Origin of the sequence: Nocardioides sp., assembly GCF_047606145.1 — a bacterium.
Lineage (GTDB): Bacteria > Actinomycetota > Actinomycetes > Propionibacteriales > Nocardioidaceae > Nocardioides.
On sequence record NZ_JASGET010000131.1, the window covers coordinates 1 to 12,527 of the forward strand.

A 12,527-nucleotide genomic window follows, 5' to 3' on the forward strand; every position below is an offset into this window, starting at 1 on the left:
ACCGGGGCCTCCTACGACTGTGGATAGGCCGAGCAGGCGGCCCCTGCTCGGTAACCCACGAACATGCGCAGAGAGGCCCCGGCCCGCAACCCCCTCAACCCGAGGCGGTCACGTCATACGGTCTGAGCGCGGGCCTGCGCGGTCCTCCGGACGTGAGCGGAGGTTCGATGTCGGTGGCTCCGGGCAGGATGGCGGCATGACCGGGATCGAGCTCACCGCCACCCAGGCCCGCCGACTGCGTCACGGCGTGCAGCTGCTCGGCGGCTCGGAGCTGACCCCGGCTCGGGTGGTCGAGCACATGGTGGGCCTGCAGGGGCAGGACCTGCCGGCGGTGCTGCGCGCCATCGCGATCCGGTCGAGGCCGGGCACGTCGGTCGCCGACGTCCGGGCGGCCTTCGATGCCGGCGACCTGGTCCGGTCGTGGCCGATGCGCGGCACGCTCTTCGCGACCACGCCCGACCGGTTGGCCACGCTGCTGCACTTCACCGCGGAGCGGACGCACCGGGCCGCGGCTCGGCGCCGGGGCCAGCTCGGCCTGGACGACGCGACGATCGCCCGCGGTCGAGAGGCACTGGTGGAGGCACTCTCGGAGTCCGGGTTGCGGCGAGCGGAGGTGCTCGCGCTCTGGCAGCGGGCGGGGATCGCCACCGACGCCGGCCGTGGCTATCACCTGCTGGTGCATCTGTGCGTGGACGGCGTGGCGCACTGGGGCGCCTTCGAGGAGAGCGGTCGCGAGCAGCTGCTGACCCGTACCGAGCCGGTCGTGGAGCCGGTGGATCCGGAGGCCGCGCTCGCCGAGGTGGTCGGTGCCTACGTCGCGGCCCGGGGACCGGTGACCGAGGCCGATCTGGCGTGGTGGACCAAGCTGCCGGTGGCCGTGCTGCGCCGCGCCCGCGCACGGGTCGCCGAGATCGAGACGGTCTCGGTGGCGGGCGAGGCCGCCTGGGCGATCGATCCCGGGACCCCGGCGTCGAGCGGCGTCACCCTGGTGCCCGGCTTCGATGAGTGGATCCTGGGGTACGGCGATCGGTCGCTGATCGCCGGCCCGGCCGCGCTCGAGCGGCTCGTGCCCGGCGGGAACGGCATCTTCCGGCCCGCGGTGCTGCTCGACGGTGTCGTCGTCGGCACCTGGCGGGCCGCCCGGGCCGCCCGCGGGCAGTCGCGGACCGAGCCGGAGGTCGAGCTCGTCGAGCAGGTCTCCGCGTCGGCACGCAGGTCGATCGCGCGTGCCGCGGCCCGATGGCCGCACGGCTGAGGCGCCGTTGCTCGATCTGCCGGCGGCGGACGACCGCGCCGGGACGGGCGTCATCCAGGACGAGTGAAGGCCCCGCGTCGGCGGTCGGCCAGGGATCGGGTGGTGCATCCGGTGGCGTGGTCGTTGACCAGGCCCATGGCCTGCATGAAGGCGAAGACGGTGGTGGGGCCGACGAACTTCCATCCGCGCCTCTTGAGGTCCTTGGACAGCGCGATCGCGGACGGTGAGGTCGAGACGCTCTGGGGCTCCGGGATCTCCACCGGGCTGGGTTGATAGCCCCAGAAGAACGCTGCCAGGGACCCGCGCTCGGCTTGAAGGTCGAGGGCGCGCCGGGCGTTGTTGATGACGGCCTCGATCTTGCCTCGATGCCGCACGATGCCGGTGTCGCCGAGCAGACGGGTCACGTCGTCGACGTCGAAGGCGGCAACGGCGCGCAGGTCGAACCCGGCGAAGGCGGCGCGGAATCCCGGACGTTTGGCCAGGATCGTGCGCCAGCTGAGCCCGGACTGGAAGCTCTCCAGGCTCAGCTTCTCGAACAGCCGGACGTCGTCGGCGACCGGGAAGCCCCACTCGGTGTCGTGGTAGGCGAGGAACTCGGGTGCGGCACCGGCCCAGCCGCACCGGGGCAGGCCGTCGGGGGCGAGGTAGAGACTCATGGATGCGGATCGCTTTCGTGCTCAGTCGGTGAGGAAGGCGAGTCGGGGGTCGGTGAGGTTGGGGTCGATGTCGATGATCTCGGCGGTGACGACGTCGTGGACGACGAACGGGTCCGCATCCACGAGCGCTCGCAGGTCGCGCGTGGCGATGTTCGTGGCGAGGATCGCACCGCCGAGGCCAGGTCGGATGCTGCCGACCAGGAGGAAGACGCCGTCTTCGACACCGGTCTTGATCCAGGCCTGGTGGTCCGCCATGTGCTCGGCGGCTCGGGAGCTGTTGGCGGAGAAGCGCAGCAGGACGACGTACATGTGGATGCTCCTTGGTCGTGGGTCTTGCGGTTGCTCGGGTCAGTTGCTCGGGTCAGTTGCTCGGGGAACCGGTCGCGGAGCCATGCCTCCAGCCGGTCGACCTCGCGGCGGACGTAGTCGCGATCGGCGAAGGCGTTCGCGAGTGTGGCGGCCCCCTGGCTGAAGGTGAGCACATGCATCGCGAGGTCGTCGGCCTCCTCGGCGACGGTCAGCTCCTCGAACTGCTCGCGGAGCCACCCGCGGAAGACCTCGAAGATGCCCACGGCATGGGGGCGGGCGGGATGTCCCCGTTTCGCCAGCTCGTTGGTCAGTGTGCCGACCGGACACCCGTGGTTCTCGATGTCGTGCTGGTTGGCGATCACGATCTCAACGAACCGGAACACCCGCTCCAGGGCTGACGTGGCGCCCTCCTGCCAGCCGGCCAGCATCTCGCGGGTGCTGCGCAGGCGGGCGTCGATGACCGCTTCCAGGATCTCGTCCTTGGTCTTGAAGTGGTAGTAGAAGTTGCCGCGCGAGATCCCGACCGTCTCGGCGATCGAGGCGAACGAGGTGGCCTCGTAGCCCCGCTCGTAGAAGAGGCGGTTCGCCGCATCCACGATCTGCTCGCGTGTACCGGACATCGATCGACTCCCTCCTAGGACGTTTGTCCTAGGAGAAGGATAGGACAGACGTCCTAGAGGGTCTCCCGGGCCGTGCCGTGCGCGCGGTTCGGGGTGGTCGTCGACCGGATGCGACTCCGTGATGCGCTCCACGTCCTCGGCGATGGCGAATGCCGCGCGCCGTGGATCTAGGGTGGTTCGTCGCACGGCGCGTCGTACGGAGTTCTTCGGAGGACATGGGTGAGTACCGACTTCTCTGGTGTTCCCGCAGGTCGGGCACCGGACCGAGGAGAGCGAGCGCCGAAGGCGGTGCTGTGGGACATGGACGGCACGCTGGTGGACACCGAGCCGTACTGGATCGCGACCGAGTTCGAGCTGGCGGAGAAGTACGACGCCACCTGGACCGAGCAGGACGCGCTGAACCTGGTCGGCAGCGATCTGATCGACTCCGGCAGCTACATCAAGCGCCGGATGGACCTGCCGCTGAGTCCGGCGGAGGTCGTCGAGGTCCTCCTGGACGGCGTGGTCGACCGGGTCCGGCGCGAGGTGCCCTGGCAGCCCGGCGCGCGGGAGCTCCTCGCCGACCTGCGGCGTACCGGGGTGCCGTGCGCGCTGGTGACCATGTCGTATGCGCGCTTCGTGGACCCGATCCTGGCCCAGCTGCCGGCGCACTCCTTCGACGCGGTGGTCACCGGCGACCAGGTGGCGCGCGGCAAGCCGCATCCGGAGCCCTATCTGTGCGCCGCCGAGGCGCTCGGCGTACCGCCGGAGGAGTGCCTGGCCATCGAGGACTCCGGCACCGGTGCGGCGTCCGCGCAGGCGGCCGGATGCACGGTGCTGGTGGTGCCGAACCACGTCGAGGTCCCGGCGGGGGAGCGGCGGATCTTCTGGTCGACGCTGGCCGGGGCGGGGGCCGCCGACCTACCCGATCTCCTCGGCCGCGTCGGCGAGTGAGCCCACGGTCGCGTCGGGCGGCCTCGGGGGCAGCGGCGGCGGGGTGCCGCCGTAGACCGGACACAGCTCCCGATGCGGGCACCAGGAGCAGATCCGGCCCGGCCGGGGCTGCCAGTCCCCGGTCTCCTCACAGGATCGGATCGCCCGCCAGATGGCCTCCACCCGACGCTGGGTGGCCAGCAGGTCGGCCTCGTCGGGCAGGTAGCGCAGCACCTCGCCGCTGCCCAGATAGATGATCTGCAGCATGGTCGGCAGCACCCCACGGGCGCGCCACAGCACCAGCGCGTAGAAGCGGAGCTGGAAGAGCGCGGAGGCCTCGAAGTCCGGGCTCGGCGCCCGGCCGGTCTTGTAGTCGACCACCCGGATCCGGCCGTCGGCGGCGACGTCGAGCCGGTCCACGTAGCCGCGCAGCAGCAGTTTGGAGTCCAGCAGGGTCTCGACGTAGAGCTCCCGCTCGGCGGGCTCGAGCCGCTGGGGATCCTCCAGGGCGAAGTAGCGGGACAGTGCGGTCTCGCACGAGTCGAGCCAGGTCCGCAGCTCGGCGGGGTCGGCGAACATCTCGGCCACCTCGGGCTCGGCCGCGCTCAGCTCGGCCCAGCTCGGCTCGAGGAGCGCCCGTGCCCGCTCGGGGGTGCGCTCGGCGGCGGCATCGTCGAAGAGCAGCTCGAGCACGCGATGCACCAGTGTGCCGCGGACGGCGGCGGTCGAGGGCGGCTCCGGCAGTCGGTCGATGCTGCGGAAGCGGTAGAGCAGGCCACAGGTGGCGAAGTCCTGGGCCCGGCTCGGCGAGAGCGCACCGAGCACGTCGACCCCGTCGACCGGGGTCGAGACCCGATCGGCGGGGGACTGGGTGGCGCTCACGGTCGTGACCCTAGACGACGGCACCGACACCCGGCTCCCGGCGCCGCCCGGGTAGCCTTGGCACGTGTCAGACCCCCACCAGCGACCGCCGGGCTCGATCAAGCTGGGCACGATCGCGGGCAGCGACGTGCTGGTGACATCGTCCTGGTTCCTGGTCGCCATCCTGATCGCGGTGTGGGTGGCGCCGGCGGTGGAGAACGTCGAGCCCGGGCTGGGTGGCTGGAAGTACGTCGCCGGGTTCGCCTTCGCGGTGATCCTCTACGGCTCGGTGCTGGTGCACGAGGCGGCGCATGCCTACGTCGCGCGGCACTACGGCTATCCGGTCGGACCGATCACGCTGCACTTCCTCGGTGGTGCGACCGAGATCGAGGCGGAGGCGCGCCGCCCGCGGGACGAGTTCTGGATCGCGGTGGTGGGTCCGTTGACCTCGCTGGTGGTCGGCGGCCTCGCCCTCGGCGTCCATCTGGTGGCCGATCCGTCCGGACTGCTCCGGATGGCGATCGGCGGGCTGGCCGGGGCGAACCTGATCGTCGGCCTGCTCAACCTGGTGCCGGGCCTGCCGCTGGACGGTGGCCGGGTGCTCAAGTCGGTCATCTGGGGAGCCACCGACAACGTCCACTCGGGCACCATCGCGGCCGGCTGGGTCGGCCGGGCGGCGGCGCTGGTGGTGCTGTTGTGGCCCTTCGTCCAGGAGGACCTGCTGGACCGCCAGCCGGATCTGTGGGACTACGTGGTCTCGGTGGCGGTCGCGATGTTCCTGTGGAGCGGCGCCAGCGCGGCGATCGCCTCGTCCCGGTTCCGGGCGGCGCTGCCGGACCTGTCGGCGCGCCGGCTCGCGCGGCGTACTCTCGCCGTGCCCTCCGACCTGCCGCTGGCCGAGGCGGTCCGGCGGGCCCAGGAGGCGCAGGCCGGCAGCATCGTCACCGTCACCACCTCCGGCGTGCCGGTGGGTGTGGTCAGCGAGGCCGCGCTGCTCGCCACTCCGGCGGACCGTCGCCCGTGGATGGCGACCTCGGCGGTGACCCGTCAGCTCGAGCCCGGCCTGACCCTGGCCGCGGACCTGTCCGGTGAGGAGCTGATCAAGGCGATCTCGGCGACCCCGTCCGCGGAGTACCTGCTGCTCGAGCCGGACGGCTCGGTGTACGGCGTGCTGGCCACCGCCGACGTGGATGCGGCCTTCCGGCGGCAGCCGAACTAGCCTTCGCTCTCGTGTCAGAGTCCAACCCCGAGCCCAGTCCGGTCGCCGGTCGAGGAGCGAGCACCGGCGAGCGTGTCGAGACCCCCGACGTGCCCGCGCAGGCGCGGGCGGGGGTGCACCGCGGCCCGCTGCGCCCGGGTGAGTGGGTGCGGCTGAGCGACACCAAGGGCCGGCGGCACAACATCGAGCTGGTTGCGGGCAAGCGGTTCTTCTCCAACAAGGGGCACATCGATCACGACGACCTGATCGGCCGTGAGGAGGGCTTCACCGTGACCGCCTCCACCGGCGGGGAGTATCTGGTCTTCCGGCCGCTGCTCTCGGAGTTCGTGGTCTCGATGCCGCGTGGCGCCGCGGTGGTCTACCCCAAGGACGCCGCCCAGATCGTGGCGATGGCCGACATCTTCCCCGGCGCCACGGTGGTCGAGGCCGGTGTGGGCTCGGGGGCCCTGACCTGTTCCCTGCTCCGGGCCGTCGGCCCGTTCGGCCGGGTGCACTCCTTCGAGCGCCGCGAGGAGTTCGCCGAGGTCGCCCGCAAGAACGTCGACCAGTTCTTCGGGACGCCCGATGGCGAGTCGCACCCGAACTGGGAGCTCGCGCTGGGCGATCTGCAAGACGCCCTGCCGGCGGCAGGCCTGCGCTGCGACCGGATGATCCTGGACATGCTCGCACCCTGGGAGTGCCTGCCCGCCGCCGCGGCCGCACTGCACCCGGGCGGCATCCTGTGCGCCTACGTGGCCACCACCACCCAGCTGTCCCGGTTCGTCGAGACGGTGCGTGCCCACGGTGGCTTCACCGAGCCACAGGCCTGGGAGTCGCTGGTCCGCGACTGGCACGTGGAGGGCCTGGCGGTGCGCCCGGGGCACAAGATGATCGGACACACCGCCTTCCTGGTCACCGCCCGCCGGCTCGCGCCCGGGCAGCGTGCGCCGCGCAAGACCCGTCGGCCGGCGCCGGGCGCCTACGGTCCGGACTACACCGGACCCCGCCCGGCCGACCTGGCGCCGACCGGGGAGCCGGGCGAGGAGCCGGCGGAGTAGTCCCGGCCGCATGGTTGCGGGCGGCGTCGCCAAATCGTGATCGACGCGTGCGAAAACCACCCTTCCGTTCCGCCCCTGCCCGGGTAGGGTCACAGTTCTAGGAGGTGTGCTCTCATGACGTCATCCGAAGGATTCCCTCCCCAGGGCCGCAGCAGGGATGAGCTCGAGGGGCAGGTGCGCTTCCTCGAGTCCGAGGTGACGGCGCTGCGCAGCCGGCTCGGCGACATGCCGGGCAGCAGCCGGGGGCTGGAGGCCAGGCTCGCCGAGGCCGAGCGCTCGCTGTCGACGGTCAACGCGCAGAACGAGCGGCTGACCGCCACCTTGCGGGAGGCGCGCGACCAGATCCTCAAGCTCAAGGAGGAGGTGGACCGGCTCGCCCAGCCGCCGGCCGGGTTCGGTGTCTTCCTGGGCCGCAACGACGACGACACCGTCGACGTGTTCACCGGTGGTCGCAAGCTGCGCGTCTCGGTCTCTCCGAACGTGGACCTCGACACCCTGCGCCACGGCCAGGAGCTGATGCTCAACGAGGCCCTCAACGTGGTCGAGGCGCTGGCCTTCGAGAAGGTCGGCGAGGTGGTGATGTTCAAGGAGATGCTCGCCGACGGCGAGCGCGCCCTGGTGATCGCCAACGCGGACGAGGAGCGGGTCGTCCGACTCGCCGACCCGCTGCGCACCGACACCATCCGGGCGGGGGACTCGCTGCTGCTGGAGTCGCGCTCGGGCTACGTCTACGAGAAGGTGCCGAAGTCCGAGGTCGAGGAGCTCGTCCTCGAGGAGGTGCCCGACATCGCCTACGAGTCGATCGGTGGCCTGGGCAACCAGATCGAGATGATCCAGGACGCGGTCGAGCTGCCCTATCTCTTCCCCGAGCTGTTCAAGGAGCACCAGCTCAAGCCGCCCAAAGGCGTGCTGCTCTACGGGCCGCCGGGATGCGGCAAGACGCTGATCGCGAAGGCGGTCGCCAACTCGCTGGCGAAGAAGGTCGCCACCCGGACGGGCGCCGAGGGCAAGTCCTACTTCTTGAACATCAAGGGTCCCGAGCTGCTCAACAAGTACGTCGGCGAGACCGAACGGCACATCCGGCTGGTCTTCCAGCGGGCGCGGGAGAAGGCCTCGGCCGGCACCCCGGTGATCGTGTTCTTCGACGAGATGGACTCGCTGTTCCGCACCCGCGGCACCGGGGTCTCCTCCGACGTGGAGAACACCATCGTGCCGCAGCTGCTCAGCGAGATCGACGGAGTGGAGCTGCTGGAGAACGTGCTGGTCATCGGCGCCTCCAACCGAGAGGACATGATCGACCCGGCGATCCTGCGGCCCGGGCGGCTGGATGTGAAGATCAAGATCGAGCGGCCGGATGCCGAGGGCGCCCGCGACATCTTCTCCAAGTACCTCACCGACGAGCTGCCGCTGCACCCCGACGACCTCGCCGAGTTCGGCCAGGACCGGACCGCCACGGTGGCGGCGATGATCCGGGCCACCGTCGAGCGGATGTACACCGAGTCCGAGGAGAACCGGTTCCTGGAGGTCACCTACGCGAACGGGGACAAGGAGGTCCTCTACTTCAAGGACTTCAACTCCGGCGCGATGATCCAGAACATCGTCGACCGCGCCAAGAAGATGGCCATCAAGAGCTTCCTCGACTCCGGCCAGGAGGCCAACCAGAAGGGGTTGCGGGTCTCGCACCTGCTGCAGGCCTGCGTGGACGAGTTCAAGGAGAACGAGGACCTGCCCAACACCACCAACCCCGACGACTGGGCGCGCATCTCCGGGAAGAAGGGCGAGCGGATCGTCTTCATCCGCACCCTGATCACCGGCAAGCAGGGCACCGAGCCGGGGCGGTCGATCGAGCAGGTGGCGAACACCGGGCAGTACCTGTAGCCGGATCTGTCGTTGGACCTGTGGCCGGCTGCAGCGGTGCGCCTCGCCGCCCGCCGAAACGGTGGGCCGTCGGGGCGCGCGGGGCATGGCCCGCGCGGGAGACCGCGTAGCCTGGAGACATGAGCGAGCGTCAGCGAGCGAACGGTGGCCTCAGGCCGCCGCGTCCGTATCGTTGCTTCTCCTCGACGGGGGCGGCGGCGTGAGCGTGCAGCGGGTGATGGGGACCGAGATCGAGTACGGCATCTCGGTGGCGGGACAGCCGCAGGCCAACCCGATGCTCGCCTCCTCGCAGGTGGTCAACGCCTACGCCTCGGCGACGCTGACCGCCCGCCGGGCACGCTGGGACTTCGAGGAGGAGTCGCCGCTGCGCGACGCTCGCGGCTTCGACATGTCCCGGCAGGTGGCCGACCCGAGCCAGCTCACCGACGAGGATCTCGGCCTGGCCAACGTGATCCTCACCAACGGCGCCCGGCTCTACGTGGACCATGCGCACCCGGAGTTCTCCACCCCGGAGGTGGTCACTCCGCTGGACGTGGTCCGCTGGGACAAGGCCGGGGAGCAGATCATGCTCGACGCGACTCGTGCCGCCGCCCGATTGCCGGGCAACCCGCAGATCACGCTCTACAAGAACAACACCGACAACAAGGGCGCCTCCTACGGTGCGCACGAGAACTACCTGATGAAGCGGTCCACGCCGTTCGCCGACATCGTGCGGCATCTGACGCCGTTCTTCGTCTCCCGGCAGGTGGTCACCGGCGCGGGCAGGGTCGGCATCGGACAGGACGGCAAGACGCACGGCTTCCAGCTCTCCCAGCGGGCGGACTTCTTCGAGGTCGAGGTCGGCCTGGAGACCACGCTGAAGCGACCGATCATCAACACCCGCGACGAGCCGCACGCCGACCCGGAGCGCTATCGGCGACTGCACGTGATCATCGGCGACGCCAACCTGGCCGAGATCTCGACCTACCTCAAGGTCGGCACCACGGCGCTGGTGCTGGCCATGATCGAGGACGGCTTCATCGACCGTGACCTCAGCGTCGAGGGACCGGTCGCGGCGCTGCGCGCGATCTCGCACGACCCGACCCTGCGCACCCGGGTCAGGCTCGCCGACGGACGCGAGCTGACCGGCGTACAGCTGCAGCTGGAGTACCTCGACCTGGCCAAGAAGTACGTCGAGGACACCTACGGCGTCGACGCGGACCCGCAGACGCTCGACGTGCTCTCCCGCTGGGAGTCGGTGCTCGACCGGCTCGAACGCGACCCGATGTCCTGTGCCGCCGAGCTGGACTGGGTGGCCAAGCTCAAGCTGCTGCAGTCCTACCGCGACCGTGACGGCCTGGACTGGGACGACGCGAAGCTGCACCTCATCGACCTGCAGTACGCCGACATCCGGCCGGAGAAGGGTCTCTACCACCGCCTCGCCCGCGCCGGTCGGATCACCCGGCTGCTCGACGACGCGGAGGTGGAGCGCGCCATGCACGAGCCGCCGGTCGAGACCCGCGCCTACTTCCGTGGCCGCTGCCTGGCGCAGTACGCCGACAGCGTCGCCGCCGCCTCCTGGGACTCGGTGATCTTCGACCTCCCGGGCCGGGACTCCCTGCAGCGGGTGCCGACCATCGACCCGCTGCGCGGCACCCGGGCGCATGTGGGCGAGCTGCTGGAGCGTTGCCGGACGGCGACCGAGCTGGTCGCCGCGCTCACCCGTGGCTGAGCGACTCCGCTGAGCGCGAAATCATCACGCAGGTCCTCCGGTCTGTCGGTGGATGAGGATAGGTTGGGAGACATGGCACAGGAGCAGAAGCAGCCGCGGAAGTCCTCCGAGGAGGAGGACGCGGTCGAGACGGCCCCCGCCGCCGATGTCGCGGAGCGCAAGGAGGCACTGGACAGCGACGTCGACGACCTGCTGGACGAGATCGACGACGTGTTGGAGAGCAACGCCGAGGACTTCGTGAAGTCGTTCATCCAGAAGGGCGGGGAGTAGTGGGGGACCCGCGCATCCCGGCGGCCTTCATGGCGCCGGGCACGTCGTCGTTCAGCGACTTCCTGGCCGAGCACTCGCCCGACCTGCTGCCGGGCCGCGAGCTCGGCCAGTCCGCGGCCGGGGCCGGTGATCTGGCCCCGCACGGGACGACCATCGTCGCCGCGACGTTCCCCGGCGGTGTGGTGATCGCGGGCGACCGGCGCGCGACCATGGGCAATCTCATCGCCGAGCGCGACATGCAGAAGGTCTACGCCGCCGACGAGTACTCGGCGGTCGGCATCGCCGGCTCGGCCGGGCTCGCCATCGAGCTGGTGAAGCTGTTCCAGACCGAGTTGGAGCACTACGAGAAGATCGAGGGCGCCAACCTCTCCATGGAGGGCAAGGCGAACCGGCTCGCGGCGCTCATCCGCGGCAACCTGGCGATGGCGATGCAGGGCCTGGCGGTGGTGCCGCTCTTCGTCGGGGTCGACGCCGACGTCGCCGAGCCGGCGGGGCGGATCTACTCCTACGACGTCACCGGCGGCCGCTACGAGCAGACCGGCTTCGCCGGCGTCGGCTCGGGCTCGCTGTTCGCCAAGGGCGCGCTGAAGAAGCTCTACCGTCCCGATCTGTCGCAGGCCGACGTGGTCACCGTGCTGGTGCAGGCGCTCTACGACGCCGCCGACGACGACTCGGCGACCGGTGGCCCGGACCTCACCCGGCGGATCTTCCCGGTGGTGCACGTGATCACCGCCGAGGGTGGCCGGACGCTGCCGGAGCAGGAGGTCTCCGCCATCGCCGACCGGGTGGTCGCGGGCCGGATGGAGCGACCCAACGGACCCGCCGCGCCCCTGGAAGGCGGTGCGTGATGAATCACCCCATCCAGATGCTCGCTCCGCTCCGCTCCGAACGGGGGCCCCGATGAATCACCCCATCCAGATGCTCGCTCCGCTCCGCTCCGAACGGGGGCCCCGATGAGCATGCCGTTCTATGTCTCGCCCGAGCAGCAGATGAAGGACCGGGCCGACTTTGCCCGCAAGGGCATCTCCCGCGGCCGGGCCCTGGTGGCGCTGCAGTACGCCGACGGACTGCTGTTCGTCTCGGAGAACCCGTCCGCCGCGCTGCACAAGGTCTCCGAGATCTACGACCGGATCGCCTTCGCCGCGGTCGGGCGCTACAACGAGTTCGAGAACCTCCGCATCGCCGGCGTCCGGTTGGCCGACATGCGCGGCTACGCCTACGACCGGCGTGACGTGACCGGGCGAGGACTGGCCAACGCCTACGCCCAGACGCTGGGCACCATCTTCTCCTCCGGTGGGGAGAAGCCCTACGAGGTCGAGCTCTTCGTCGGCGAGATCGCCGATGACCGGGCCGGCGACCAGCTCTATCGGCTCACCTACGACGGCCAGGTCGTCGACGAGCACGGCTTCGCCGCGATCGGTGGGGCCGCGGACGTGGTCGCGACCTACCTCAAGGAGAGGTACGCCGACGACATCGTCCTCGACGACGCCGTCCGGTTGGCGGTGGCGGCGCTGGGTCACTCACAGGTGGAGAACGGCAACAGCGAGCGGGTGATCCCGGTCGGCGACCTCGAGGTCGCCGTCCTGGACCGCACCCGTCCCCAGCCGCGCAAGTTCCGCCGGCTGCGGCCCGCCGTGCTCGAGGAGACGCTCGGGGATCGTTCGGATTCCTGAGCCGGCGACGGCCGGCTCAGTCCCGCCGGAGCACTCCGAGCCGGGCGGCCCAGCGTCGTACGCCGCTCGTCGGCGCCTCGGCCGCCTCGGCGGCGACGACCTGAGCGGCCTCGGCGGCGCGCTGGG

12 protein-coding genes and 1 pseudogene are annotated in these 12,527 nt (G+C 70.7%); 9 read left to right on the forward strand and 4 right to left on the reverse strand.

The window, feature by feature from the left end:
• Positions 1–196 precede the first annotated feature (196 nt).
• Complete coding sequence (locus tag QM638_RS17290; protein ID WP_415143893.1) at positions 197–1,255, forward strand: winged helix DNA-binding domain-containing protein; 1,059 nt, start codon at positions 197–199, stop codon at positions 1,253–1,255.
• Between the two features lie 50 nt (positions 1,256–1,305).
• On the opposite strand, the gene QM638_RS17295 is transcribed toward QM638_RS17290, so the two are convergent.
• From QM638_RS17295 to QM638_RS17305, 3 genes and pseudogenes are all read right to left on the reverse strand, one after another.
• The gene (locus QM638_RS17295; RefSeq protein WP_415143896.1) at positions 1,306–1,911 is read right to left on the reverse strand and encodes a DNA-3-methyladenine glycosylase I; all 606 of its coding nucleotides are present in this window, start codon (positions 1,909–1,911) and stop codon (positions 1,306–1,308) included.
• Positions 1,912–1,932: 21 nt separating this feature from the next.
• The gene (locus QM638_RS17300; RefSeq protein ID WP_415143915.1) at positions 1,933–2,220 is read right to left on the reverse strand and encodes a YciI family protein; all 288 of its coding nucleotides are present in this window, start codon (positions 2,218–2,220) and stop codon (positions 1,933–1,935) included.
• A gap of 173 nt (positions 2,221–2,393) precedes the next feature.
• Positions 2,394–2,840 (reverse strand): annotated as a pseudogene (locus tag QM638_RS17305) (TetR/AcrR family transcriptional regulator); the annotation flags it as partial.
• A 219-nt stretch (positions 2,841–3,059) separates the two neighbouring features.
• Between QM638_RS17305 and QM638_RS17310 the strand changes: the two are divergent.
• Positions 3,060–3,773: an HAD family hydrolase gene (locus QM638_RS17310; protein ID WP_415143898.1), complete on the forward strand. Its 714-nt coding sequence runs from the start codon at positions 3,060–3,062 to the stop codon at positions 3,771–3,773.
• On the opposite strand, the gene QM638_RS17315 is transcribed toward QM638_RS17310, so the two are convergent.
• On the reverse strand, positions 3,741–4,634 hold the full coding sequence (locus tag QM638_RS17315) for a PD-(D/E)XK nuclease family protein (RefSeq protein ID WP_415143900.1): 894 nt from the start codon (positions 4,632–4,634) through the stop codon (positions 3,741–3,743). The two genes, QM638_RS17310 and QM638_RS17315, sit on opposite strands and share 33 nt — an antisense overlap.
• A 64-nt stretch (positions 4,635–4,698) precedes the next feature.
• Between QM638_RS17315 and QM638_RS17320 the strand changes: the two genes are divergently transcribed.
• From QM638_RS17320 to prcA, 7 genes are all read left to right on the forward strand, one after another.
• A complete protein-coding gene (locus QM638_RS17320) occupies positions 4,699–5,832 on the forward strand; it encodes a site-2 protease family protein (protein ID WP_415143902.1) in 1,134 nt (377 codons plus the stop codon).
• Between the two features lie 113 nt (positions 5,833–5,945).
• Positions 5,946–6,869: a tRNA (adenine-N1)-methyltransferase gene (locus tag QM638_RS17325; protein WP_415143913.1), complete on the forward strand. Its 924-nt coding sequence runs from the start codon at positions 5,946–5,948 to the stop codon at positions 6,867–6,869.
• A gap of 114 nt (positions 6,870–6,983) precedes the next feature.
• Complete coding sequence (gene arc / locus QM638_RS17330) at positions 6,984–8,747, forward strand: proteasome ATPase (RefSeq protein ID WP_415143904.1); 1,764 nt, start codon at positions 6,984–6,986, stop codon at positions 8,745–8,747.
• A gap of 199 nt (positions 8,748–8,946) precedes the next feature.
• Positions 8,947–10,458, forward strand: a complete 1,512-nt coding sequence (gene dop / locus QM638_RS17335; RefSeq protein WP_415143906.1) for a depupylase/deamidase Dop — start codon at positions 8,947–8,949, stop codon at positions 10,456–10,458.
• A 72-nt stretch (positions 10,459–10,530) separates the two neighbouring features.
• Positions 10,531–10,728 carry a ubiquitin-like protein Pup gene (locus QM638_RS17340; protein WP_415143908.1) on the forward strand — a complete coding sequence of 66 codons (198 nt, stop codon included), beginning with the start codon at positions 10,531–10,533 and terminating at the stop codon, positions 10,726–10,728.
• Positions 10,728–11,576, forward strand: coding sequence for a proteasome subunit beta (gene prcB / locus QM638_RS17345; protein WP_415143910.1), 849 nt, complete (start codon positions 10,728–10,730; stop codon positions 11,574–11,576). Before QM638_RS17340 ends, prcB begins: the two co-directional genes overlap by 1 nt.
• A 105-nt stretch (positions 11,577–11,681) precedes the next feature.
• Positions 11,682–12,401, forward strand: coding sequence for a proteasome subunit alpha (prcA, locus tag QM638_RS17350; protein WP_415143912.1), 720 nt, complete (start codon positions 11,682–11,684; stop codon positions 12,399–12,401).
• The last annotated feature ends 126 nt before the right edge of the window (positions 12,402–12,527 follow it).